The 25,261-nt window shown below is 71.0% G+C and carries 17 protein-coding genes; 10 read left to right on the top strand and 7 right to left on the bottom strand.

All coding sequences use genetic code 11. The features are described 5' to 3' along the window. Positions 1-68: 68 nt before the first annotated feature. The 3 genes from ITJ59_RS09940 (at position 69) to ITJ59_RS09930 (ending at position 6,970) form a co-directional block, all read left to right on the top strand. On the top strand, positions 69-5,402 hold the full coding sequence (locus tag ITJ59_RS09940; RefSeq protein WP_194650969.1) for a DUF6531 domain-containing protein: 5,334 nt from the start codon (positions 69-71) through the stop codon (positions 5,400-5,402). A gap of 683 nt (positions 5,403-6,085) precedes the next feature. After that, on the top strand, positions 6,086-6,400 hold the full coding sequence (locus ITJ59_RS09935; RefSeq protein ID WP_194650968.1) for a hypothetical protein: 315 nt from the start codon (positions 6,086-6,088) through the stop codon (positions 6,398-6,400). A gap of 108 nt (positions 6,401-6,508) precedes the next feature. Next, positions 6,509-6,970 (top strand): hypothetical protein, encoded by a 462-nt coding sequence (locus ITJ59_RS09930; RefSeq protein WP_194650967.1) that lies wholly within the window; start codon positions 6,509-6,511, stop codon positions 6,968-6,970. A 150-nt stretch (positions 6,971-7,120) separates the two neighbouring features. Here ITJ59_RS09930 and ITJ59_RS09925 read toward each other — a convergent pair whose 3' ends face one another. Beyond that, positions 7,121-7,702, bottom strand: a complete 582-nt coding sequence (locus ITJ59_RS09925) for a hypothetical protein (RefSeq protein ID WP_194650966.1) — start codon at positions 7,700-7,702, stop codon at positions 7,121-7,123. A gap of 252 nt (positions 7,703-7,954) precedes the next feature. Here ITJ59_RS09925 and ITJ59_RS09920 point away from each other — a divergent pair, with 252 nt between their 5' ends. Genes ITJ59_RS09920 through ITJ59_RS09910 form a run of 3 tightly spaced genes read left to right on the top strand, consistent with a single transcriptional unit; the run spans position 7,955 to position 16,374 of the window. Next, entirely contained in the window at positions 7,955-10,711 is a 2,757-nt protein-coding gene (locus ITJ59_RS09920) for a hypothetical protein (protein ID WP_194650965.1), read from the top strand. Further along, complete coding sequence (locus tag ITJ59_RS09915; protein WP_194650964.1) at positions 10,708-12,120, top strand: hypothetical protein; 1,413 nt, start codon at positions 10,708-10,710, stop codon at positions 12,118-12,120. Before ITJ59_RS09920 ends, ITJ59_RS09915 begins: the two co-directional genes overlap by 4 nt. 36 nt (positions 12,121-12,156) lie before the next feature. Then, positions 12,157-16,374, top strand: coding sequence for an FtsK/SpoIIIE domain-containing protein (locus tag ITJ59_RS09910; protein WP_194650963.1), 4,218 nt, complete (start codon positions 12,157-12,159; stop codon positions 16,372-16,374). A gap of 129 nt (positions 16,375-16,503) precedes the next feature. Here the strand turns inward: ITJ59_RS09910 and ITJ59_RS09905 are convergent, their stop codons facing one another. From ITJ59_RS09905 to ITJ59_RS09895, 3 genes are read right to left on the bottom strand one after another with little or no spacing between them, the layout of a single operon-like run. Further along, positions 16,504-18,510, bottom strand: coding sequence for a serine/threonine-protein kinase (locus ITJ59_RS09905; protein WP_194650962.1), 2,007 nt, complete (start codon positions 18,508-18,510; stop codon positions 16,504-16,506). 57 nt (positions 18,511-18,567) lie between these two features. Then, positions 18,568-19,407 (bottom strand): mycothiol synthase, encoded by an 840-nt coding sequence (gene mshD, locus ITJ59_RS09900; protein WP_194650961.1) that lies wholly within the window; start codon positions 19,405-19,407, stop codon positions 18,568-18,570. Continuing rightward, positions 19,407-20,090, bottom strand: a complete 684-nt coding sequence (locus ITJ59_RS09895) for a winged helix-turn-helix domain-containing protein (RefSeq protein WP_123293289.1) — start codon at positions 20,088-20,090, stop codon at positions 19,407-19,409. Before ITJ59_RS09895 ends, mshD begins: the two co-directional genes overlap by 1 nt. A 125-nt stretch (positions 20,091-20,215) precedes the next feature. Here ITJ59_RS09895 and ITJ59_RS09890 point away from each other — a divergent pair, with 125 nt between their 5' ends. From ITJ59_RS09890 to ITJ59_RS09880, 3 genes are all read left to right on the top strand, one after another. Further along, positions 20,216-20,497, top strand: a complete 282-nt coding sequence (locus tag ITJ59_RS09890) for a hypothetical protein (protein ID WP_194650960.1) — start codon at positions 20,216-20,218, stop codon at positions 20,495-20,497. Between the two features lie 137 nt (positions 20,498-20,634). After that, positions 20,635-21,237, top strand: a complete 603-nt coding sequence (locus ITJ59_RS09885; RefSeq protein WP_194650959.1) for an FABP family protein — start codon at positions 20,635-20,637, stop codon at positions 21,235-21,237. Next, the gene (locus tag ITJ59_RS09880) at positions 21,237-22,304 is read left to right on the top strand and encodes a YgfZ/GcvT domain-containing protein (protein WP_194650958.1); all 1,068 of its coding nucleotides are present in this window, start codon (positions 21,237-21,239) and stop codon (positions 22,302-22,304) included. Before ITJ59_RS09885 ends, ITJ59_RS09880 begins: the two co-directional genes overlap by 1 nt. 8 nt (positions 22,305-22,312) lie before the next feature. Here ITJ59_RS09880 and ITJ59_RS09875 read toward each other — a convergent pair whose 3' ends face one another. Next, complete coding sequence (locus tag ITJ59_RS09875; protein WP_194650957.1) at positions 22,313-23,086, bottom strand: class I SAM-dependent methyltransferase; 774 nt, start codon at positions 23,084-23,086, stop codon at positions 22,313-22,315. A 45-nt stretch (positions 23,087-23,131) separates the two neighbouring features. Between ITJ59_RS09875 and ITJ59_RS09870 the strand changes: the two genes are divergently transcribed. After that, entirely contained in the window at positions 23,132-23,878 is a 747-nt protein-coding gene (locus ITJ59_RS09870; protein ID WP_194650956.1) for a phosphoglyceromutase, read from the top strand. Between the two features lie 58 nt (positions 23,879-23,936). Here the strand turns inward: ITJ59_RS09870 and ITJ59_RS09865 are convergent, their stop codons facing one another. Together ITJ59_RS09865 and phoU are read right to left on the bottom strand one after the other, a co-directional pair. Continuing rightward, complete coding sequence (locus ITJ59_RS09865) at positions 23,937-24,485, bottom strand: AAA family ATPase (protein ID WP_194650955.1); 549 nt, start codon at positions 24,483-24,485, stop codon at positions 23,937-23,939. Positions 24,486-24,540: 55 nt separating this feature from the next. After that, positions 24,541-25,209 (bottom strand): phosphate signaling complex protein PhoU, encoded by a 669-nt coding sequence (gene phoU, locus ITJ59_RS09860; RefSeq protein WP_194650954.1) that lies wholly within the window; start codon positions 25,207-25,209, stop codon positions 24,541-24,543. Between the last annotated feature and the right edge of the window lie 52 nt (positions 25,210-25,261).

Raw genomic sequence — 25,261 nt, 5'->3', positions numbered from 1 at the left:
GGTCCGGGCGTTCGCGGTCGGTGGGGCCGCGTCACCAGCACGATCAGTACGACTTCGGGGGATGAACCATGGCTGACCTGCACGGCAATGAGCCGGTCGAGTTCGACAACGCGACGGCCGACGCACTCAGCACGGCGCTGAACGGCGCGGCCGAATCGATCGAGGGACAGGCCGGCTCGCGGCAGTCCTACGTCACCACCGCATCGCAGGAGTTCCGCGGGCACTTCTCCGAGCTCTTCGCCGAGAACGCCGGCACCGCGAAGAGCGACGCCGAGGACATCGCCACGAACCTGCGCACCGTCGCGGGGTGGGTCGACCAGATGAAGGCAGCCGCCAAGAGCGAGAACGCTCGCCGCAAGACGGCGAGCGACTGGTACGAACACCACGAGAACCGCAACTTCATCGAGGTCGCCGTCGACTGGGCCAGCGGCAACGACAACCCGCCCGAGGTCAAGCACGAGGATGCTCCGACCTTCGCGCCTGCCAGTGCGAAGTCGACGACGCGTCAGACGCCCAACCCCGGCGCCGGTGGCGGCGGTGGTGGCGGGACGTCGTCGGCGAAGCCGGAGGACCTGCGTTCCTTCGCCACCGGATCGGCCTCGCTCAACAGCGACCTCGCCGGCAAGCCCGCGGGGCTCCGCGGCAAGCTCGACGACTTCGCGACGAAGTGCTCGTGGGGCACGATCAACGCCGACGGGCTCGTGTCGGCGTTCGACAAGTGGCTCGCCGCCAACGAGCAGGACGTCACGTGGGCGAACACCATCGCCGACGCGTTCGCTGCTGCCGGGGGTGAGGGATCGGTCTCCACCGTCGCGGACTCGGCGCTCGCCGCAGCCCTGGCTGCCGCCGGGGTCTCGCAGTCCCGAACCGACCTGCAGTTCGATCCGCCGTCGGCCTACGGTGCCCAGCCGACGACCGGCTACTCCATGGACCCGGTCAACACCACGACGGGCAACTTCCTCGAGCCCGAGCTCGACCTCGGGTTCACCGGTGCATCCGCGGCACTGCAGGTCACCCGCATGTACAACTCCCTCGACCAGCACCTCGGGCTCTTCGGCCCGGGCTGGGCATCGATCCTCGAGACCCGGCTGCTCCTCGACGACGAGGGCGCATCCTTCGTCGGCGCCGACGGTCGTCAGGTCCGGTTCCCGCGCGACGGCGAGGGCTGGGCGCGCGGAGTCGGTGAGAACCGCTGGCTCTCGGTCGAGGGCGACCGGCTCGTCGTCCGTGACAACCAGGGCGAGCGCATCGAGTTCTCGCCGTCGGGCCAGTGGCTCGGACAGCGCGGCGGTGCCGGCACGGCGGTCCGTGTCGAACGGGACAGCGACGACGTCGTCGTCCGTCTGGTGCACGAACGAGGCCGCTCGATCGACGTCGACCACGTCGAGGGCCGGGTCGCGGTCCTCCGCGCGTCCGACGGCCGCCGGGTCGAGTACGGGTACGACGACCGGGGCCGCCTCGTCTCGGCGACCGACGCCGTCGGCACCCGGCGCTACGGCTGGAACGACGACGACCTCATCACGACGGTCACGAGCGCGTCCGGTGTCGTCGAGGTCGACAACACCTACGACGACCAGCGCCGCGTGGCCGAGCAGGTCAGTCCACACGGCCGCACGGTGCGCTTCGCCTACCTGCCCGGCCGGGTCACGGTGGTGTCCGACCACGACGGGTCGCGGTCGAACTCCTACATCGCCGATGCCAAGGGGCGTCTGGTCGGGGTCATCGACTCCGACGACCGACGCCAGTCGATGAGCTACGACCGGTACGGCAACCTGGTGTCGGCGACCGAGCGCGACGGGTCCGTCACCGTGCACGCGTACGACGACCGCGGCCGGAAGACCCGTACCGTCACGCCGTCCGGCGGCGACCTGACCTTCGGGTACGACGAGCAGGACCGCGTCACGACCGTCGTCACCGAGGCCGGTGCCGTCGTCACCTCCGAGTACGCGGGCGACGACCGCGACCCGTCGGTGATCACCGACCCGGTCGGCGGCCGGACGGAGCTGACCTGGCAGGACGGCGCCCTCACCCACGTCGTCGACCCGACCGGTGTGGTCCTGACCCTCGACCACGACGCGTTCGGCGAGCTCGTCGCGACCACGAACGCCGTCGGCGACACCGCTCGGATCGAGCGTGATGCCGCCGGCCGCCCGGTCGCCGCGGTCAGCCCCTCCGGCGCACGGAGCGAGTACCGCTACGACGCCGCCGGGCTGCTCGTCGCACGCCATGACGCCGACGGTGCGGTCTGGCGCTTCGAGTACACCCCGGGCGCCCGCATCGCCGCGATCACGGACCCACTCGGAGCCCGCACGGCCTTCGAGTACGCACCGAACGGCGAACTGGCGACGACCACCGATCCGCTGGGTCGGCGTGTCTCGCGGACGTTCGACGACCAGGGGAACCTGGCGGAGCTCGCACTGCCGGGCGGCGCGGTCTGGACGTTCGCGCACGACGCCTTGTCGCGCCTCCAGGCCGTCACCGACCCAGCGGGCGCGACCTGGCGTCGTGAGTACGACGTCGTCGGCGAGCTGACGGCGACCGTCGACCCGACGGGCGTCCGCCGGGAGTTCTCGGACGACGTCGCGACCGGCGTCGCGACCCTGCGTGACGCCTTCGACTCGGCGACCGTCCGGTTCGACGAGTACGGCCGACCCGTCGAATCGACCTCTGACGACACCGGTTCCGAACTCATCACCTACGACGCCGCCGGCCGACCCGTCGAGCTGGTCGACGGCGAAGGCGGCCTGACCCGACTCGAGCGCGACCTCGCCGGCCGTGTCGTCGCGCTGGTCGCCCCCTCGGGAGCGCGCTCGACCTACGATTACGACGCCTGCGGTCGGCCCGCCGCGGCGACCGACGCCGCCGGGGCACGGACGACCCTCACCTACGACGCGGACTCCCGTGTCGTCGCCCGGACCCTGCCCACCGGCGAGGTCGAAGAAGTCGCGTACGACGCTGTCGGACGCGTGGTCACGCAGACGACTCCGGGTTCCGGCACCGCGCGGTTCCGGTACGACCAGGCCGGGAGGCTCGTCTCCAGCCACGACGCACGCTTCGGCCGTCGTCGGTTCCGCTACGACCCCGCGGGGCAGTTGATCCAGGTCGTCAACGGTCTCGACGGGGTCACCACGTTCGAGTACGACGACCGCGGACGGCTCGTGGCCGTCACCGACCCCGCGGGCGGGGTCACCCGGCGCGAGTACGACGCCGCCGACCGTCTGATCGCCGTCGCCGACCCACTCGGCCGGACCACTGCGGCGTCCTACGACCAGGCCGGGCGCCAGGTCCGTCAGACAGATCCCGACGGCCGCACCACCGAGTGGACGTACGACGCCGCCGGTCGGCAGCGGGCCGTGCTCGTCGACGGTGCGGCGCAGTCGGAGATCGCCCGCGACGCCGTCCACCGCACGCTCGTCGTGACCGACCACGGCCGTGGCGCCGGACGCACGATCGAACACGAGCTCCAGTGCGACCGTCGGGGGCTGCTCGTCCGGCGTGCCCGGGGTGGCCAGTCCGTTGTGTGGGAGTACGACGCCGACGGCAACCGGACCGCGCGGGTCGACCCGAACGGCACGCGGACCACCTACCGACGCGACGTCGCCGGCCGGGTCGTGGGTGTGGACCGTGACGGTGCCGCCGCCGGCTCCTTCTCGTACGACGCTTCGGGTCGGATCCTCCAGTCGGCCACCGGCGACCTGGTGCAGTCGTGGTCGTACGAGGGCGGTGCCCTCGTCGCCCACGTCTCGACCAGCCTCGACGGTGCCGCCACCACCCGCATCGAGCGCGACGCCGATGCCCGGATCACCGCCGTCGACGGACCCTCCGGGCGGGTGTCGTACGCGTACGACGCAGCCGGGCAGCTCGTCCGCGCCGGGGACTCGACCTGGACCTACGACGACGGTGGCCGACTCGTGGCCGAGGTGATCGGCGGCACCGAGACCCGACACGAGTACGACGCCGCGGCCCAGCTGCTCGCGACGACGACCGAAGCCGGCCGGATCGAGTACGTCCACGACGGTCTCGGCCGACGCATCCGACGGACCGGCGCTGACGGATCCACCACCGAGTACGCGTGGTCCGACCTGGGGTACCTCGCAACCGTCGTCGAGCGCGACGCCTCGTACGCCGAGACCGGCCGACTCGATGTCTGGGTCGATGCCCTCGGTGAACTCGCCGAGGCAGCTGGGGTCGCCGCGTGGTGGGACTCCGCCGCGGTCGTGCCGTCGCTCATCAGCATCGCCGACACGTCGTTGCTCGACCTGCCCGGTGGGGTCACCGCGATCGGCGAGTCCGTCACACAGCCTGCGTGGCGCAGCGCTCGTGCCACCGATGCTGCCGACCCCTGGGCGGCGCTCGCCGCCGTCACCGACCTCGGACTGCCCGCGGGCGTGTCCCTGACCGGCTCCGGGGGAGTGTCCGTCGCCGGGCTGGAGTGGCTCGGCGCCCGTGTGTACGACCCGGCGGCGCGAGGCTTCCTGTCGGTCGACCCGCTTGCGCCGATCCTGGGTGCGGCGTGGTCGGGGAACCCCTACTCGTACGCGGGCAACGACCCGTTGCAGGCCGTCGACCCGCTCGGGTTGCGACCGGCGACGGACAAGGACCTGCAGGCGTACCGGGATGCGAACCAGGGTGCGATCGCTGCTGTAGGGAGCTGGTGGAACGAATACGGTGATTACGTCGTAGCAGGGGCCGCGATCGTGGTCGGTGTCGCCTTGATGTTCACCGGCGTGGGCGGTCCTGCTGGAATCGCCCTCATGGCGGCCTCGGGTGCCCTGATCTCCGGCGGTGTGTCAGTCGCCACTCAGAAGGTGCAGAACGGCACAGTGGACTGGAACAAGGTCGGAGTTGACGCCGTCATCGGTGCCGCCGGTGGCGCAGCGGGAGGAGCCGCTGCGACCGGCCTCGCGAAGCTGGCTCCGGCGACGGGTCAGGTCGCCACCAACGTTGTGCAGCGTGCTGCCGCTCCTCTGCTCGGCTCGACAGGCCGTTCTGCCCTGGCCGCAGGAGCGTCCGGTGCCGCCTCGAACATGACTGACTACGCGCTGAACGGCAAGGACCAGACGATCGGCGGCTTCGCCCAGACGGCGGCAGTGGGCTTCGGAACCGGAACAGTGTTCAGTGCAGGGTCGGGGAAGCTCGGTGACTACGTCGTGGACAATCTCCACATCACCCCACGCTTCCCTGTCCCGACGGGTCGGCATGTCTTCGTGCCCGAGCACGCGTTGGCGCCGAACGTTGCTGCCTGGAACACGATCGCCACTGGTACAGTCGACCGCCTTGCGGGCGCGGTCGGTGCCGTGACAAACGACGTCATCGTGGGCAAGGACCCGAGCGACTACCTCCAGGACGGCATCAACGGTGCCATCTCGGGCGCGAGTGGGCCGACCGTCGAGGTGCACTGATTGAGCCACCGGTGGATCGAAAAGGGGACGACTTGAACGACAGCAGAACAAGAAGTGGGACGAAGGGCCCGCGGTCGGTTCGGCGCGATCGCGTCAAGGCCATCTCCGTACTCGCCGTTGTCGTCCTCGTCCCTCTGCTCGTCATATTCATCGGTCCGCTCACGCTGAAAGCCTACGATGCGGCCCACCAGACCTCTGTGACTTGTACAGTGACGTCCGCCCACAGCGGGACCGCGTCCTCGCACTCGTTGAAAGGAGTCGGCACGTCGTCGTCACAGGTCGTGTTCGAATCGTCGAATTGTGGGACGCTCGTTCTCCGGTGGGGAGTCACGCCTGCAAATGAAGACCGGCTCGCCTCGACGGTGGAGTCGGGCCAGCGATACGAATTTCAGATCGGGGCCGGTTCGTACAACCTTCGAGGTTTGCTGCAGGCAATGCGTCAAGCGGTCTTCGTGAAGGAATTCCGGAAGGCGAGTTGACAGCGCGCCGCGGTTGACGTCACTTCGGATGAGCAGCCGCGGAGGCAATCGCTGTCGATGGGGAACGCTCCCACTTGGTTTCGAAGGGGCCTTTTCTGCCTGGGGGCGGGATGGCCCAGACATGAACTCCGCGTGCACGATCTAGTCGGCATCAGGAGTTACCGGTCGCTCACATCGAGACCTTCGAGAGGAGGGGAGAGATCATTGAAGCGTGCTGTTCAGCAGGAGATCATCCGCTTGCCTGCGGTGCTCGAGGAACTCGCTCGGCTCACCGCTGAGTTGCCCGAAGGCAAGGCTGCGGCAGCCCTCGCGGAGTACGCGGCGGAGGTGAGGGTCGTCGCACCGGGGCCTGCGATCGAGAAAACGCGTGAGAACATCTTGCGATTGTTGCGCGCGGGTCCTGGGTCACTTTCTGATCAGTACTTCGTTGACAGCGAAGGCAGGCCCGACGTCGAACGGTCGGACCGTTTCGTCAAGCTGATCGAGACCGCTCGGAAGCAGGCTCGTCGGTTGAGCTGAGGCGAACTTACCCGATGAGCGAAGCGGTCGCATTCTCAGGATGAAGTCGGGGATTGGCGTCCGCTTCTCGATGCGCAGCCGATACGAGCGAACGAGGCAGGAGTGATCGTGCAACGTGCAGAACACAGCAAGGAGCACGGCCGACGGGCTGCGCGGCACATCCGGGGTTCGCGTGCTCGTGTTCTTCGTGACCGCGCGATCGCGATCGTCATTCTCATGGGTGTGGTGGTGGTCCCCCTGATGGCAATCGGATTCGGCCCGTGGCTACTGGGACGGTACGACGATCAGCACCGCGTGGACGTCGTCTGTCGGGTTCGTTCAGCGGCGGCGGAGATCCATGCGTCAAGAGGTGTTTCGCAGGCTCAAGTCAACTTTCACACCGACTGCGGGAATCTGCTCTGGGGTGAGGTGGATCGCTCGACCATGGAGAGTGTGGCCGCGGCGGTGAGCGCGGGTGAAGAGTACCGGTTCGAACTCGGTGCCGGCTCGTTCAAGTTGCGGAACGTACTCAAGCTGGTGAAAGTGGTCCCGTCGATCTACCACTACACAGAGTGTCCGGATAGCGCGTAGATCGTCGGCGGTGGAACGGGCCGAGCGTCGCCTTTGCCGACGCACGAACGGGGCGACGGTTCTGGGCGGGACCGCGACACGGCGCTGTCTGTGCGACGTCCGACGGTGAATAGCTCCAATTTGCACCAACTGTCGGGCGGTGGCGCGCGCTCAGCGCGCGAACTCACCCCACGGTCCCGGCGCCCGCTGCTCGAGCCAGGCACACAGCTCGGGGTAGGCGGCATCGATCGCCAGGACGCTGATCACGCCTCGCCGGCCCTTCGCCCTGATGTCCAGTCCACCGAACCGGTTGGTGGTCGGACTGATGCGTGTGATCGCGCCCGGGCCGACGGCGCCAGCGGCGCGGAACATCGGTGTGACGACGAGCTGGTCGTCGTACGCCTCGACCCGGCGACGTTTCTGCCCGATGCCGAGGTAGACGAACAAGGTCCCGAACAGCACCAGGCCGACGGCCGTGATGAGCATCCCGATCGCGTCAGGCTCGTCGAGCAGCGTCAGCGTGACGAGCAAGAAGAACCCTCCCACGACGATGAACACGATCCCGATGATCCGGAGCAGGAGGTAGCTCCACCGGCGTGCACGGACGGTGAAGAGCACCCCGTTCGCCTCGTCCCCGACGACGGTGGACGGCGGTCGCTTCCGGTCGCTCTGGCGGACGAGCGCGCTGACGACGGCCGGGATGGCGATCATCACGAGAACGGCGATGAGCACCGGCGAGAGGTTGATGTTCACCGGTCGCCCCTCGATCGTGCTGTTGGACGTCGACGTCGAACGGGCTGACAGCCCCGGTCCCCCTGGATCATGCGTGCAGAGTATCAGCGCGGCTGTGGACGGCGATCGCGCAGCTCGCCGGATGCGATACGTTGTATTCCAGTCGGGGCGTGTGGCCCGAACGGGGGCGGTCAGGGCGGCCGATCGACGCGGACCCGACGCCATCGAGCAACTAGCATCGATGTGCTCGACGATTCTCTTGGGGGGAAGACCGTGATCAACCAGCGTGCCGGGAACACCGGAGCACGAAGTGCCACTCGACGGCTCGTGGGGGCGGTCGCCGTCACCGGCGTCGCCGCGCTGGTGCTCGCCGGGTGCACGTCCGACGACAAGCCGGTGGCTGACCCGTCTCGGATCCTGCAGACGGTCGACACCCGTCTGGCCGCAGACGGCTCGATCACGTCGATCTCCGACACCGCGATCTCCGTCGCGGGCAAGGACTCATCGTCCGCGACGACCGACCACGATCCGGCGAAGGCGGCTGGCGACCTCCCGCTCCGCATCACGACGCAGTACTCGACGTCGAAGAAGACCGGTACCGACCTCGCGGACCTCGACGGGTACTCGGGCCGGATCGCGATCGACCTGACGATCGAGAACCTCACGGTCACGTCGAAGAACCTGACCTACGACGTCGCCGGCACCTCTCGGTCGACGCCGGCGCTCGTGGGTGCGCCCTTCAGCGTCGCGGCCTCGACCGTGCTCGCCGGCACCGCGGCCGACCGCATCGTCACGGATGCCGCCGACTCCGGTTCGTCCACCGACGGTGTTGTCAGCACCAACGAGGACGGCGACGCGGTCGTCCAGTGGGGCCGCCTGCTGGCACCGCCGACGTCCGGCGCGAGCAGCACGCTGCACCTCGTCGCCGACGTCAAGGACTTCACGGCGCCGACGTTCGACGTTGCCGCGCAGCCCGGGCTGTCCACGGACCTGTCCTCGACCGGCGTGGTGAACGCCGCGTTCGGGTCCGACAGCGACTCCGAACTCGCGCTCCAGCGCCGCACCATCGACCTCATCTCGCAGGTCAACGAGGTGCTCGCACGAGCGGGCGGCACGATCACCGAGGTCCGGTCGAACCTCGAGACCACGTCGAAGACCCTCGGCGTCAGCACGGCCGAGCGGCTCAAGGAGAGCAGCTCGTCCCTCGCGGGCACCATGCGGTCGCTGTCCGGCGAGCTCGGTTCCTTGAACGGGGACCTCGGCACGACCGTCAAGGCGACACAGTCGACGGTGTTGCAGCAGCTCCAGCAGACCACGACCAGCCTCGACAGCCTGCTCGGCGACACCTCGGCCACGGCACCGGCCACGGTGCTCGACGGCAACGGATGTGCGGCGACGCCGAAGACCTCGACCGCGGGCGGCAGCGTCTACGGCAACTTGCTCCGCGTCTCGTCGCAGCTCCAGGGCTACGCCGACGCGAGCGAGGCGTGCAAGCAGCAGGTGAGCGCGCAGCTCGCCGCTGCCGTCGGCCCGAAGGCCCCGGACGCGACGACCTGCGCTGCGACGGAAGCACGAGACACGCTGACCTGCACGCTCTACGAGTCGTCCACCGCGATCAACGGTTCGCTGATCGGACTGGTGAGCACCGGGCAGGCGCTCGCCGCGCGCTTGCAGCCGGAGACGGTCGACGCCGCGATCGCGAGCGCCGCCGACCTCGACACGCAGCTGACCAGCATCTCCGATGCCCTGGACGAGTACGAGAACGGTGGGGACGGCGGCACCGGTGACGCATTGCGCGCGCTGTCGGCGAGCGCAGACCAGATCGGCAAGCGACTCGACGCCCTGGCGACGGCCGTGCAGACCACGCACGACCGGGCCGAGGCTGCACGTGACCTGGTCGACGGCGCAGGGTTCCCGCTGTCGATGCAACGCCAGAACTCAGCGGTCGCGGACCAGCTCTGCACCCTCGCGACGCTCGGACAGCTCGACCAGGCCGACGCCGATCGCCTCCGCGGCTACCTGACGGCCGAGCCCTGCGCCGGTGCGCCTGAGGGAACCGTGCTCCAGCCCGGCCTCGGGTTCACCGACCCGATGGACGAACGACTGGACGACCAGACGGCGCGCTGGCAAGAGGTCGTCGACTCGACCAGCGCCGACGCGACGACCGAGGGCTCCATCGGCAGCGCCATCGCCGGCCTGCGGACCGATCTGACCGCGCTCGACGACAGCATCCGCGCTGTCCGACAGGCTGTCCGTGGTGGGAGCGACGACGTGGGTTCCACGATCGAGAGCCTTCGCGCGGCTCTCACGAAGGCTGACGGGTCGCAGGCGGTCATCGCGACGCAGCTCGGGACGGTCCGCCAGACGCAGATCGACCTGGCTGCCGAGGTCGAGAAGACCTTCAAGGATGCCTCTGACCAGTCGTCGGAGACCTTCAAGAAGGCCATCGACGCGCAGGTGCGGAAGGTCTCGACCACGGCGTCCGAGAGCAACCAGGCCGTCCGCGACGCCTTCGACAAGTCGATCGCCGGCCTCCGGTCGACCTCGGGCGAGGTCACGAAGGACTCGAAGGGCACGATCGACGAGCAGAAGGGCACGCTCGAGCAAGAGGGTTCGGCGCTCTCCTCGGCCGTCGACCGGCAGACGGCGTCCAGCCTCGAGCGCATCGCGGCCAGCACGAGCGCCTCGACGCGTGACGTGCAGGGCGCTTCGACGCTGCTGACCGGCGACCTCAACCGGGTGATGCTCGACCTGGGCGACCGCAAGGTCAACGGCTCCGGCATCCTCGGCGCGATGGCCACGAGCGCGGCCAAGTCCGACTCCGCCGACTACCAGCTGGCCCTGGCGTCGCAGAACGCCGCGGGCTACGCGAACGTCCGCGCCGAGGACGTCGCCGGCATCCTGCTCCAGCAGGAGCAGTTCCGCGCGTCGCTCGATGCGGCGACGACGCTGCCGGCGTTCCAGCTGAAGGTCCCGGCCAGCGCGACCTCGACCACGCTGTACACCTTCCGGATCGGGGCGGACCGATGAGCGACCAGACGACCGAGGCCACCGAGACCGAGGGCCCCGACGGCACGCGTCCACGCAGCCGTCGTCCGCTCGTCCTCGTCGGCATCGCGGTGCTGCTCGTGGCCGCGGTGGTCGCCGCCGTCCTGACGTTCCGGGCGTTCGGCAGCAGTACCCCGGCCGAAGCGGTGTCGGCGACCGTGCCGGTGAAGATCACGGTGGCGCACGTCCCGGCGAAGACGAAGATCGGCATCATCGTCACCCTCGGTGACAGCGAGGGATCCGAGTGGAACGAAGCGGCGCAGGGCGCGTTGGTTGCGGAGCGTCGGCTCGCACTCGGTGGCACGGACGTCGCGCTCGTCACGAAGAACGACGGCGGGACCGCTGCCGGGGGCAAGGCCGCGGTCGACGCCCTCGCGAAGAGCGGTGTCGCGGGCATCGTCGTCGCCTCGTCGGGCAGCCACGTGTCGGGTGCCCTCACTGCAGCTGCGGCGAAGGGCATCCCGGTCGTCCTGCCCTACGCTCCGGCGGAGAAGGACTCCTGGTCGACTGCACCGGCGGCTGGCTCGATCAGCAAGGCGATGACCACGGCACTCGGCGACGCCGACGATCCACTGCTGGTCGACCTGGGCGGCGGCGCTCCGGCGGGCCTGCGGGTGGCACACGTCCTGGACGGTGACGACACCGCGGACACCGCAGCGCTCGCGACGACCGTCGCCGAGCGCACCGGCGCGACGAACAACGAGCAAGACGCCGATGCCGACACCGACGCGAAGACCGTGACGCCGGACTCCGACGCCGTCGTCGTCAGCGGCTCCGCGGAACGCCAGGGTGCCTTCGTCGCCGCGCTCCAGGCTGAGAACGTCACGGTGCCGGTCGTCCTCACGCCGGATGCGACGAGCCCGGCGTTCGGCGCCGCACTCGTCGAGGCCGGCGGCAGCCTGAGCGGTGCCTTCCGGACCGTGGGCGTCGCCACCGACGACGCCCGAGCACTCGCCTCCGACGCCGGGGGCCGCGCGATGTCCGCCTTCCTCGGCGGTGTCCGGGTGCTCGCCGGTGATCAGGACGCCGAGAACCTCACGGGCGACCAGCCGTTCTCGGCGGTCGCGGGCGCGGCGGACTCGCGCAGCCACGACGCCGTCATCGCCCTGGTCCGCGCGGTCGGTGCGGCGCGGAGCGTCGACCCGGCGGACGTCACGGAAGCCCTCGCCGCGCTCGATGTCGACGCCGATGCGGGCATCGCCGGTCCCGCGCTCGACTTCACGCGGCAGCAGGCACTCGGCGCACACGCGACGGTGCTCGCGGCGTCTGCGCAGCAGCTCGGTCTCCGTCCGGCCAGCACCGTGTCCGGCGACGGCGACGGCACCGGCAGCGGAACCGACGCTGCCCAGACCGCGTCGCTCGTCTGGTTCGACGACTCCAGCACGGACTGACCCACCCACGCACCGACCCGGAAGAGGAACGCGAGCATGCGCCTGCTGATCGAGCTCGACGACCGACGTGATGCGGTCGAGGTCGACGGGTGGTCCGGCGCATCCTCGCTCGGGGAGCTCGTCGTCGCGGCCATCGGCGTCACGCTCGAACCCGGCACCACCCTGGCCGTCGACGGGCACCGCACCAGCGTCGACACCCCGCTCCGTGACCTGGTGCTGCTCGAGGGCTCCCGCATCGGCCGGACGCCCGCGGGACGTCCGCTCGGCACCGACGGCTGGACCGTCACGCTCGCGGGCGGGCTCGAAGCCGGCCTCGTGGTGCCGGTCCCGCTCGGGCGGAAGCTCGTGGTCGGAAGGGCGCCGCAGGCCGACGTCGTGCTCCCCACCGAGAGCGCGTCGTGGGAGCACTGCACCGTCGAGCGCGAAGACGACGGCGTCCGGGTGCGCGACGCAGGATCGACGAACGGCACCGTCATCGCCGGGGAACGCATCGATCCCGAGGGCGTCCTGCTCACCGGGACGACGAGCGTCATCGTGGGTGGGGCCGTGCTGCTCGTCCGGCCGGCGCTCGACGAGGTGCCAGTTCCCGCGGCCGGCTCGCTGGCGAACCTGACCCCGGCGGCGACGGCGCCGTTCAACCGTCCGCCGCGCGCCGGACGGACCTCCGACGCCGAGACGGTCGTGCCACCGGGGCGCAAGGACGTGCCACCGGCGTCGAAGTTCAGCTGGATCACCGTCGCCGCGCCGCTGGTGCTCGCCGGGGCGATGGTGCTCCTGCTCGGCGACGCACGGTTCGCGCTCTTCGCCCTGCTCTCCCCGGTCACCGCGATCGGCATGTGGTTCGAGCAGAAGCACCGCCGCGCCAAGAACCTGAAAGAGGAGGACACCCGCTTCGCCGAGGCCGTGGAGTCCTTCCGCGGTGAGATCTCCGAAACCGCGGCCGTCGAAGCTGCCCGCCGCCAGGAGCTCGTGCCGGATCCGGCGACCGTGGTGCGGCGAGCCGAACTGCCGACCACCCTGCTGTGGCAGCGTCGCTCGGACGACGAGGACTTCCTGAGCCTGCACGCCGGCACCGGGGACGCTCCATGGCGGCCCGAGGTCGACCAGCGCGCTGCGTCCGCGAAGATCGAGGACGCGGCGAAGGCCGCCATCGCTGACAGCCGCCTGACGGCCGCTCCGGTGGTGGCCGACCTGTCGGACGCCGGCGTGGTCGGGATCGTCGGTGATCGTCAGGGTGCCCTCGCCCTGGCGCGCAGCCTGCTCACGCAAGCCACCGTGCACTGCGGTCCCGCGGACCTGACGCTGGGCGTCTTCTGCGACGCAGGCCGCGCGGACGACTGGGGGTGGGCCTCCTGGCTGCCGCACGCGCGTGTGGCGGGGAGCAGCACTGGCGCCCGCTGGATGTCGGCACAACGCGACCAGAGCGCGGCGATGCTGCGTGGCCTGCGGGAGTCGCTCGACGAGCTGCCGACGCCGAACCTGCTCGTCGTGGTCGACTCCGAGGTGCTCACCGAGGGGCGGGACGCCCCCGCCCGCAACCTGCTCGGCCAGGGCCGCACCGTGCCAGGGCAGTCCCACCGCCCCGGCGAGCGACCGCGGAAGGTGAGCGGCATCGTCATCGCGACGAACGAGCAGCAGCTGCCCGCCGCGTGCACGTCGATCATCACCGTGGGTGCGGACGCCGCAGCCACCGTGTACCGGCCAGAAGACCGCACCCGTGTCGAGGACGTCGTGCTCGCCGGCCTCAGCGTCGAGACCGCCGAGCGCAGTGCACGGAGCGTCGCCCACTTCGACGATCCTGAACTGCTGGTGCCGGGGGCGTCCTTGCCCTCGCTCGTCCGCCTGCCCGAGCTGCTGTCGAGCGACGGGATCCGCGCGGCGTGGGACACCCACACCGGCTTCTCGACCCCGATCGGCTCGTCGGAGAGCGGTGTCCTCGAGATCGACCTGGTCCGCGACGGCCCCCACGGCCTGGTCGGCGGCACCACCGGTTCCGGCAAGAGCGAGTTCCTCCGGTCCCTCGTGGCCGGGCTCGCCGCGCGGAACGACCCGACGCGTCTGAACTTCCTGCTCGTCGACTTCAAGGGCGGGGCGGCCTTCGCGGCGTGTGAGCGCCTCCCGCACACCATCGGCACGATCAGCAACCTCGACGAACAACTCGCCGACCGTGCGATCCGGGCGCTCGAAGCCGAACTCGAACGACGCCAGCGGGTGTTCGCCGCAGCCGGAGCCGACATCGACAACCTCGATGCCTACCTGGCGACGAAGCCGGTCGAGCCGATGCCGCGTCTGCTGCTGGTCGTCGACGAGTTCGCGATGCTCGCGAAGGACTTCCCGGACGTCCTGACGTCGCTCGTCAGCATCGCGGCCGTCGGTCGCACGCTCGGCGTCCACATGATCCTGGCGACCCAGCGGCCGGCCGGTGTGGTGAGCGAGGACATCCTCGCGAACACGAACATGCGGGTCGCCCTGCGGGTGCAGAGCCGCGAGGACTCGACGAACGTCATCGGCGTCCCCGCGGCAGCCGGCATCGGGCGACAGCAGACCGGCCGCGCTTACGTGAAGCTCGGGCAGGACGACATCACCCCGGTGCAGACCGCCCTGGTCACCGGCCGAGCCCGTGACGAGCGTGCCGAGCAGCCGGTCTCGGTCCGGCCGACCGACGTGTTCGGTGTCCCCGCGCCGATGCCGGCACCGGCCCCGACCGCGTCGGACGTCACCGACCTCGACCAGCTGATCGAGGCGATCGGGCAGGCGAACGAAGCCGCCGGGTACGCCCCGCCGCGTCCGATCTGGCCCGAGGCGCTCGGCGACCGCGTCGAGCTCGCCGCACTGACCGACGGGCGACCCAGGACGGTGCCCGTCGCGCTCGCCGACGACCCGGACCACCAACGCCAGGTCACCAGCGGCTGGGACCTCGACGAGGGCAACCTCATGCTCATGGGCATCCCCGGCAGCGGGACGAGCACCGCCCTCGCCACGATCGCGCTGCAGCTCGCCGCAGCATCGAGCCCCGACGAACTCGACCTCCTGGTGCTCGACATGGGTCCGGGGGACCTCGCTCCGCTCACGCAGCTGCCGCACACGACGGCCTACGTCGGCTCCGGTGCGGGTGCGGGTGAGCTGCAGACCCGCTTCCTGCGGCACCTCCGTGTCGAGCTCGAGCGGCGTCGTGCGGCACCCGGTGGGCGCCGTGCCGTGGTGCTCATCGACGGCCTCGCCGCCCTGCGCGACGAGTACCAGGACTTCGAGGGGCAGCAGCTGCTCGACGCGCTCTACCGGGTGTACGCCGAGGGTCCAGCGCTCGGCATCTCCTTCGCGGTCTCCACGACCCGCGCGAAGGCCGTGCCGTCGGCGATGGACGAGGTCACCACGCAGAAGTGGATGTTCCGTCTCGCGGACCCCTACGACTACGCGTCCATCGGGGTCCGCCCGAAGGACGTCCCGCCGCCGGTGCCCGGCCGCTTCATCGACTCCACCAAGCGGCTGCAGTCGCACGTCGCGACACCGGACGTCCCGCTCGCCGAGGCCGTCACCCGGATCGCGGAGAGCCGTTCGGGCAGCAGCAGGAAGGCGAGCGCCGTCGGTCGGCTGCCCGATGCCGTGCTCGTGGACGAGCTCGGCACCGGAGCCGTGTTCGCGGGTGAGCCCTGGCGGATCCCGATCGGCATCGCCGAGGACGACCTGCAGCCGGCGTCCGTCGAGGTCTACGACGGCGAACACGTGCTCGTCGCCGGCCCGGCGCGGTCCGGCAAGTCGAGCGTGCTCCTCGCCGTCGCCGAGCTCGCACGGACAGCCGAGGGTGTCCGTCCGGCGGTCTGGGCGATCTGTGACCGCCGTTCCCCGCTCGCCTCGGGAGCGTTCGACCGGATCGCGGTCGGTGCGGACGAGGTGCCGGCGCTCCTCGCCGGACTCCGCCTCGAGCGCGGCCCGGTCCTGCTGCTCATCGACGACGCGGAGCGGTTCGACGACGGCGACCAGGCCATCGCGACGCTGCTCACGACCGAGCGCCCCGGACTGTGCGTCGTGGCGGCTGGCCGGTCAGCTGACCTCCGGTCGCTGTACAGCCACTGGACCCGATCGGTCCGGAAGTCCCGTTGCGGTGTCCTGCTGCAGCCGGACGTCGACTACGACGGCGAGCTCCTCGGCGTCACGCTGCCGCGTCGCGCACCGGTCGCGCTGACCGTCGGTCGCGGCTACGCCGCTTCAGGCGGGACCGTCCGTCTCGTGCAGACCGCGTCTGCCGGCAGCTGACTGGAACGCACGAACAGACGGACGGGAGGCCCGTGGCGGGCACGGCCACGCGCCTCCAGTCCGCACGGTGGTCGCGACCAGGGCACACGGGCGCACGAGCGCGGCCGCTCGGTGTCCGGAACAGCGCGCTCAGTCGCGCGTCGTGATCCCGAACGGCGAGCTCTCGAGGTTCGTGAAGTTCCCCACCGTCGCCCGCACCGTGCACGACGGCGCGACCGACAGCGCCGTGACGACCAGCCCGTCGGACGACACCGCCAGCGCTCCCGAGCAACCGTCGGCGAACCGCACGCCGGACTCTCCGCCGGCCACGTCGACGAGCATCTGTGACGGGCGCCCCGTGGCGGGACTGCGGTAGAGCGGGTTGAGCTCGTCCGCGCCGCTCGGCCACACCGGCACGAGCGTCACCGGCAGCGCCGTCTGGCTGACCGTGCGGTCGGGCGTCCGGACCTCGATGCCCTGCAACCGCTGCACCGGGTAGGCGGTCCCGCGGACGGCGTCGTTGGTCACGGAAGCGGTGGTGGCCTCGCCGACGCCGTCGAGCCACGTCTGCAGCGCCGCGCCGTCCGTGACGGATGCGAGCGGCACCGAGGCCTCGACCGTGACGTCACCGCCGGCGGGGACTTCGACGCCGGACAGGGCCCAGGCGCACGCGGTGTCGACACCCGTCAGCGAGGGCTGGTTGCGCTTCGCCGAGATGCCCTCACCGGTCCAGGTGACTGCGGGGCACGAGGCACCCGAGCGGGCACCGGGGACGACCTCGAGGAACGGACCGGTCAGGGCCGATGCCTGCGCCGCGTACGTGACGCGCAGGTCGACGGTTCCCTTCGCCGGGTCGATGGTCGCGCGGCGGGTGGTGGCGAGGCCGGTGGGCAGCGGGCGGTCCTGCTGGTACGCGGTGGCAGCCTGCGCGGTCGCGGTGCCGGGCCCCGGTGTCTTCCGCAGGGCACCGGGCAGCCAGACGACCCCGGCGACGACGAGCACGGCCACGAGCACGACGCCGATGCCGCCGAACAGCAGGGCTCGGTTCGTCAGCCACTCGGGGCGTCCGAACCGACGCGGCGGTGTCGGCTCGGCAGCGGGGGCGGTGGGCAGCGGCTGTCGGACCATCGGGCGGATGACGGTCTGGGATCCCGCGGGCCCGAGTTCCGGCACCGGCCCGGCGGAGTCCGCCGCGTCGTCGTCGCCGTCCGCGGGGGAGCCGGGGGCGTCGCCGTCCGGCCGGAGCCCGCGGACCACGGTGGCGGGCCGCTCGACCTCGTCGAACGCATCCGGGTCGCTCGTCGCGGCGAGCGCAGGGGTCGAGGCGAGTGCGCGCGCCAGACGACGAAGGGTCGCGGACGCGTCCACTGCCGAGGGGCGAACGGCCGGGTCCTTCGCGAGCAGCGCGGACAGTGCGGTCCACAGGGCGTCCGGCACCTCGAGCCGGGGCGGGTTCGAGGTGACGTGCCGGTACGCGACGGCGAAGTCCGTGCCGGGGCCGGCGAAGGGCGTCCGACCGGACAGCAGCTCGTAGAGCATCACGCCGGCGCCGTAGACGTCCGCAGCAGGACCCGCGCGACCGTGGCTGATCGACTCGGGGGCCATGTACTGCGGCGTACCGAGGAGCCCCGTGGTGGTGCGCTCCCGCTCGGCGACCACCGACGCGATGCCGAAGTCGGTGACCCGGACGTCGCCCGTCGCACCGGGGACCCAGGGGGTCTGGAGCAGCACGTTGTCGGGCTTGACGTCGCGGTGGGTCACGTCGCGCTCGTGTGCCGCGGCGAGGGCGTCGAGGGTCTCGGCGGTGATCGTGAGGGCGTCCCGCGGGGTCAGTGGACCGTTCGAGGCGAGCAGATCGCGCGCGGACCCGCCGGGCACCAGGTCCATGACGATCGCGAGCCGGTCGCCCTCGACGACGAGGTCCCGTACCCGCACGATCGAGGGGTGCTGCAGCGCGAGGAGCACCGAGCGTTCGCGGACGAAGCGTTCGACGATCTGCGGATCGGCGGCGAGCTCGGCACGGAGCAGCTTCGCGGCGAACTGCTCACCCGTCGCAACGTGCTCGGTCCGCCAGACCTCACCGGTCGCACCGGTGCCGAGCAACTCGACCAACCGGTAGGACGCGCCGAGCGGCTCACCCTGACCGTACTGCGCCACTGTGTCCCCCGACTTCCCGATTGCCCCGCTGGCCGACCCCTCGCCGACCACGCAATGTTACCGGCCGGACGGCGGCTCGGCGTGCCCCGGAGCCGCGTACTGCACGTCGATCGCGTACTGCACGAATCCGGACCGCCGGTACAACGCCAGTGCGGGCTCGTTGTCCCCCTCGACGTACAGGGCGGCGGCGGTCAGCCCACGCCCGGTCAACCGAGCGGTCCCGGCACGCATGAGCACCCCGCCGAGGCGCTGTCCCTGCAGGTCGGGTCGGACTGCGACGGCGTAGAACTCGCCGATGCCGTCCTCGACCTTGAGCCAGCACGAGCCCGCGAGCTGCCCGGAGGCGTCGCGGAGCAGCAGGAGGTCGTCGCCGGAGAACCAGGCGTCCGCTTCGCGGGCGTGCAGGTCGTCGAGTGTCATCCGCCCCTGCTCGGGGTGGTGCGCGAACGCGGCGGCGTTCAGGGCGAGCCAGTCGGCCTCGTCCTCGGTGCCGGGCCGGAACGCGGACAGGCGGAACCCGACCGGCACGTCGGCAGGAGCCGCGTCCGGAGAAGGCCCGGCCCGGTCGATCGGCGCCCGGAGCTGCAGCAGGGTGCGGGTCGCGCGCCAGCCGAACCGGTCGGCCAGGGCCCGCGCTGCGGGGTGGTCCCCGTGCGCCCAGGCGAGCAAGGGCGCGGCCCCGCCGCCCAGCGCGAGGGCCCGCGTGACGAGGGCGGTCCCGGTGCCGCGGCCACGGGCCTCCCGGTCGACCACGAGTTCCAGCTCACGGTCGCGGACCACGGCGACCCCGTCGTCGGCCTCGAGGACGGTCGCGCGCCCCGCGCGGACGTCGACCAGGGTCTGGTCGGAGAACGGCGGTGCTTCACCGGGCACGACGAACCGTGCGAGGTCCGGCACTACTGACCCATCAGGCGCTCGGCCTCGTCGTCGTAGACGTTGAAGCGGTAGCCGACGTTGCGGACGGTGCCGATGAGCGACTCGAGGTCGCCGAGCTTCGCGCGGAGACGACGGACGTGCACGTCGACGGTCCGGGTGCCACCGAAGTAGTCGTAGCCCCAGACCTCGCTGAGCAGCTGCTCGCGCGTGAAGACCCGGGAGGGGTGCGTGGCGAAGAAGCGGAGGAGCTCGAACTCCTTGAAGGTCAGGTCGAGCGGCCGGCCACGGACCTTCGCCGAGTAGCTGGCCTCGTCGATGACGACACCCGAGGCCTGGATCTTCGAGCTGGACTGCCCCTTGGCCGCACGGCCGGCGGACAGCCGGATGCGAGCGTCGATCTCGGCCGGCCCGGCGCTCTCGAGCACCACGTCGTCGACGTTCCACTCGCTGTTGACGGCGGTCAGGCCGCCCTCGGTGACGACGAGCACGATGGGCGTCGTCGACCCGGACGAGGCGAGGATCTTGCACAGGGCCTTCGCGCTGACCAGGTCGGTGCGGGCGTCCACGAACATCAGGTCGCTCTGCGGCGCGTTGACGAGCTGTGCGGCCTCGGCCGGCACGTGACGGATCCGGTGGCTCAGGAGACCCAGGCTCGGCAGGACGTCGCCGGGCGCGGTCGAGGTGAGTACCAGGAGCTGTGCCACAGGACCTCCGCAGGTGGATGACGTCGTGGACACATCCTAGTGATGCTCGGGAAGTCCTCATCCGGCCGGACGGTTTGCGCGTGAAGCCGCAAGCGCCGGGCGCGACCCCTGTCATGATGGAACGCGTGACCCAGCCAGTGCAGCCCACCGACCAGCGGCGTCTCAAGCTGACGTCCGTCCTGCCGGTCTGGATCCTCAGCGTCGTCGGAGCGGTGCTCGTGCTGGCGCTCGCCGAGCGCGACGCGTTCGCCTGGCTGCTGCTCGTGTTCGTCGCCTGCGTGATGGTGAGCTTCGTGCTCCAGCTGATCACCGCAACCAAGGACGGGCTGGTCGAACGGATCAGCATCGCGTCGTCCGGCGCCTTCGTCGTCGTGCTCGTCACCGCGGTGGTGCTCCTGGCGCGTTGAGCCGAGCCGCGTAGACTCCGCAGCATGGATTCGCTGCTAGCGCTCGAGCTGTTCTACGTGGGCCTCCTCGGCCTGGCGTCGCTCGCGATCGCGTTCGTCTCGGTCGTCGTCGTCGTGAAGCTGTTCAAGGGTCAGCGTTGATCGAGCTCCCCGAAGGCCTCGCGCCCGAACTCGTGCCGCTGTCGTGGCTCGTCGGCGTCTGGGAGGGAACCGGCGTCGTGGAGTACCCCGTCGGTGCCGACGACGAGGTCCGGACGCACGAGTTCGGCCAGCGCGTGAGCTTCAGCCACGACGGCCTGCCCTACCTCAACTACTCGTCCACCACCTGGCTGCTCGACGACGACCACACCCCGCTCGCCGCCGAGATGGGCTACTGGCGGATCGACCGGCCGACCGAACCCGGTGACCGCGGCCCCGCGATGCTCCTGGGCGAGGGGCCGACCCCGTTCAGCACCGTCGAGAGCGTCGAGGCGCTGCGCAACGCCACCGACGGCTTCGACGTCGAAGCGGCGATCGTGCACCCGACGGGCGTCAACGAGCTCTACGTCGGTCGCGTGCTGAAGGGCCGCATCGACCTGGCCACCGACGCCGTGATGCGCTCGCCGAACGCCAAGGACTACTCCGCCGCGACCCGCCTGTACGGCTTGGTCGAGGGCAAGCTCTTCTGGGCCTGGGACATCGCGGCGCTCGGCCGCGAACTCACCTCGCACGCCTCGGGGCAGCTCGCGAAGGTCGACTGATGGCCGTCTTCGGCGCGCGCGACGGCTTCGTCGCCTCCGCGAGCGGCCCTGCTGCGCACTTCGGGAACCCCATCGGCGAGCAGCGACTGCTCGAACGTGGCTCGGCCGTCGTCGATCTCGGCCTGGGCGTCGTCACCGTCTCCGGCCCGGACCGCCTGTCGTGGCTCAACTCGATCACCTCGCAGCAGCTGAGCGGCCTGCCGACGGGGGTCAGCACCGAGACCCTCGTGCTCGACCAGTCCGGTCGCGTCGAGCACGCGGCCCGCGTGGTCGACGACGGCGCGACGGTCTGGCTCCTGGCCGAGCGTGCCGATGCGGCGCCGCTCGCCGCCTGGCTCGACTCGATGCGCTTCATGCTCCGGGTCGAGGTCACGGACCGCAGCGCCGACTTCGTCACCGTCGGCTCCTTCACCGAAACCGGTGCCGTCACCGACGCGGTCGTCGAGTGGGTCGACCCGTGGGCGTCCGTCACGCCCGGTGGGTGGAGCTACGCCAGCCTGGAGGCCCACCCCGGCTCCGACTGGACCCTCCGGATCGCGGTGCTCACGCCCGAGGCCGCGGCCGGTCTGGCAGCGTCCGACCGGTCCGTCGCGGGGCTGCTGGCGTTCGAGGCGCTGCGCATCGCCGCCTGGCGGCCGACGCTGTCCGACGCCGACGAGCGCACCATCCCGCACGAGCTCGACTGGCTCCGCTCCGCCGTGCACCTGTCGAAGGGCTGCTACCGCGGGCAGGAGACCGTCGCGAAGGTGCACAACCTGGGCCACCCACCGCGTCGTGTCGTGCAGCTGCACCTCGACGGGTCCGACGCGGTGCTGCCCGCTCCGGGAACGCCGGTCATGCTCGGTGACAAGGAAGTCGGGCGCCTGTCGGCCTCGGCGGTCCACCACGAACTCGGACCGATCGGGCTCGCCGTGGTCAAGCGGTCCCTCGACCCCACCGCGACGCTGACGCTCACCGCCGACGACGTCGTGGTGACGGCGGCGCAGGAGACCATCGTCCCGCCGGAGGCCGGCGCCACGGCGAACGTCCCGCGGCTGCCCCGCCTCGGAGCCGTCAAGCGCTCCTAGGTCCGCCGTCAGGCCGGTGCGACCGCGGACCACGGCACGCTGAGCTCCCCGAGTCGCCACCTGGTCGGCCCGTGCAGCACCGGCCACCCGCGGTCGCGCATGCCCCGCACCGTGGCGATCCACCGCTGCCGGGGTCCGTACGTGCCGAGCGGCGCCGCGACCGCCCACGACAGGTCGAGGTCGCGCAGGAACGCGTGCACCCGCTCGCCGGGCACGTTCCGGTGGATGAGCGCCTTGGGCAGCCGTTCCGCGACGATCGAGGGCACGTCGAGTCCGGCGAGCCGCAGTGACACCGTGAAGGTCACCGGCGCGAACGCGTCGAGCGTCACCCACGAGGCCACCCGTCCGACCTCGTTGCACGTCCCCTCGACGAGTGCGCCGCCGGGCTGCAACCGGTCCTGCATGATCCGCCACGACCCGACCACCGCGGACTCGTCGTACTGCCGCAGCACGTTGAACGCCCGGATCACGGCGGGCCGGCGCTGCCCGGGCGTCGGGGTCTCGAAGCCGCCGAGCCGGAACGTCACCCCGTCGCGGGCACCAGCGTTCGCGAACGCCACGCGTGCCGGCTCGATCTCGATGCCGGTGACCTCGACGTCCGGACGCCCCCGGGCCAGGCGGTCGCGCAGCTCGAGCGTCGTCGTCGGAGAAGCCCCGTACCCGACGTCGGCGACCAGCGGATCGTCGGCCCTGCGGAGCGCCGGCAGCGACGCGATCCACCGGTCGACACGGCGGAGCCGGTTGTACCCGGTCGTCCCGCGCGTCACGTTCCCGATGGGCATGACGTCAAGGGTACGGGCCTGCCGACGCTCGGTAGACTCGTGACCATGACCTCCACGCTCGTCCTGCTCCGTCACGGAAACAGTGACTGGAACCAGAAGAACCTGTTCACCGGTTGGGTCGACGTCCGGCTCAGCGAGCTGGGCGAGAAGGAGGCGAAGCGCGCCGGCGACCTCATCGCCGAGTCGGGCATCGTCCCGGACGTCCTGTACACCTCGCTCCTGACCCGCGCGATCCAGACGGCGGACATCGCGCTGCTGCAGGCCGACCTGGCGTGGCTGCCGGTGAAGCGTGACTGGCGACTCAACGAGCGCCACTACGGCGCCCTGCAGGGCAAGGACAAGGCCCAGACGCTGGCCGAGTACGGCGAGCAGCAGTTCATGGAGTGGCGCCGCTCGTTCGACGTCCCGCCGCCCCCCATCGCCGACGGCGCCGAGTGGTCGCAGGCCGGCGACCGCCGCTACGCCGACCTCGGTGACCAGCTGCCCCGCACCGAGTCGCTCAAGCTCGTGATCGACCGCCTGCTGCCGTACTGGGAGTCCGACATCACGAAGGACCTCGGCGAGGGCAAGACCGTGCTGGTCACGGCGCACGGCAACTCGCTCCGCGCGCTCGTCAAGCACCTCGACGACATCTCCGACGACGACATCGCCGGGCTGAACATCCCGACGGGCATCCCGCTGGTGTACGAGCTCGACGACGACTTCCGTCCGACGAAGCCGGCGTACTACCTCGACCCCGAGGCCGCTGCCGCCGGCGCTGCCGCCGTGGCCGCCCAGGGCGCCAAGAAGTAGCACGGCAAACGCGAACGCCCCGTCCGAGTCCGGACGGGGCGTTCGTGGTTCCAGCTGGTCAGACGAAGTGCGACGCGATCTCCTGCACGAGGGCTCCGACGTCGTAGGGCTTCGTCGTGTCGACGCGGACCACCGGGACACCCGGCAGACCGACCGGCTGCGCGGCGTCGCCGTGCTCGTCCCAGAAGGCCAGCACGTCGGCCAGGTCCCCGTGCACCTCGTGCCGCACCGGGACGGTGCCCGGGTCGTAGCGGTCGTGCAGCCGGTCCTCGGCGGTGGCGCGGTCCGTGTCGCACCACACCTCGACGGCGCGAGGCGATCCCGCGGACGCGAGCCCAGCCTCCAGGAGGGCGCGATCACGTGACGGCAGCCAGACGGCGTCGAGGACGACCCCGTTCTCGACGGCCCGCGTCATGGACCACATGGTGTCCATGGCGATGCCACCGAGGGGACGCGACGCGATCATCGGCCCGACGATGTCGGCGAGGGGTTCTTTGATCCGGTCCTTCGACAGGAAGGGACACCCGAGCACCTCGGCCAGCGCCGTGCCGATCGTGCTCTTGCCGGAACCGGGCATGCCGTTGACGATGATCGCGACCTGGGCCATGTCACGATCCTCGCAGAACCGAGCGGCCCGGACGGACCGAGCGGCCCGAACCGGGTCAGACCGCGGCGGTCGAGTTCGAGGCGCCGGTCCAGTCGCCGGTCGCCAGGTACTCGACCTTCTTGGCGATCGACACCGCGTGGTCGGCGAAGCGCTCGTGGTACCGCGAGGCCAGGGTGGCGTCGACCGTGTCGATCGGCCCGCCCTTCCAGGCCTCGCCGAGCACGAAGTCGAAAACGCTCGCGTGCAGTTCGTCGACGGCGTCGTCCTCGTCGCGGATCTCGGCCGCCAGGGCGATGTCCTCGGTCGCGAGCAGCCGCGTGAGCTTCTGCGACATCGCGACGTCGTGTCGACCCATCTCCTTGAAGGTGCCGCGGAGGCCCTTCGGCACCACCTTCTCGGGGAAGCGCTGGCGGGCGAGCTGCGCGATGTGCTCGGCCATGTCACCCATGCGCTCGAGCGAGGAGCTCACGCGCAGGGCGGTGACGACGACGCGCAGGTCGCGGGCGACCGGTGCCTGGCGGGCCAGGATGTCGATGGCGATCTCGTCGAGGCTGTTGGCGGCCTCGTCGATCTTCTGGTCGTCGGCGATCACCTCCTCGGCGAGGGCGACGTCGGAGTCGCTGAAGGCCTGGGTGGCCCGGGTGATGGCGGACTCGACGAGTCCTGCGATCTCGGTCAGTCGCTCCTGGACGTCCTGGAGTTCCTGCTGGAAGACTTCGCGCATGGGGGAGTACCTCTCTCTGCGTACCGGACGAGTGTCGTCAGCCCAGGTGAAC

It is taken from the genome of Curtobacterium sp. VKM Ac-1393, from assembly GCF_015350995.1.
GTDB lineage: Bacteria > Actinomycetota > Actinomycetes > Actinomycetales > Microbacteriaceae > Curtobacterium.
Note: the sequence above shows the minus strand (reverse complement) of the source record. Positions and strands in the feature narration are given on the sequence as shown.

What these genes read in the sequence shown, in the direction of transcription:
- ITJ59_RS09880 (WP_194650958.1), top strand. Translation starts at nt 21,237, where the DNA reads ATGGCCGTCTTCGGCGCGCGCGACGGCTTCGTCGCCTCCGCGAGCGGC.
- phoU (WP_194650954.1), bottom strand. Translation starts at nt 25,209, where the DNA reads ATGCGCGAAGTCTTCCAGCAGGAACTCCAGGACGTCCAGGAGCGACTG.
- ITJ59_RS09910 (WP_194650963.1), top strand. Translation starts at nt 12,157, where the DNA reads ATGCGCCTGCTGATCGAGCTCGACGACCGACGTGATGCGGTCGAGGTC.
- ITJ59_RS09870 (WP_194650956.1), top strand. Translation starts at nt 23,132, where the DNA reads ATGACCTCCACGCTCGTCCTGCTCCGTCACGGAAACAGTGACTGGAAC.
- ITJ59_RS09875 (WP_194650957.1), bottom strand. Translation starts at nt 23,086, where the DNA reads ATGCCCATCGGGAACGTGACGCGCGGGACGACCGGGTACAACCGGCTC.
- ITJ59_RS09940 (WP_194650969.1), top strand. Translation starts at nt 69, where the DNA reads ATGGCTGACCTGCACGGCAATGAGCCGGTCGAGTTCGACAACGCGACG.
- ITJ59_RS09865 (WP_194650955.1), bottom strand. Translation starts at nt 24,485, where the DNA reads ATGGCCCAGGTCGCGATCATCGTCAACGGCATGCCCGGTTCCGGCAAG.
- ITJ59_RS09915 (WP_194650964.1), top strand. Translation starts at nt 10,708, where the DNA reads ATGAGCGACCAGACGACCGAGGCCACCGAGACCGAGGGCCCCGACGGC.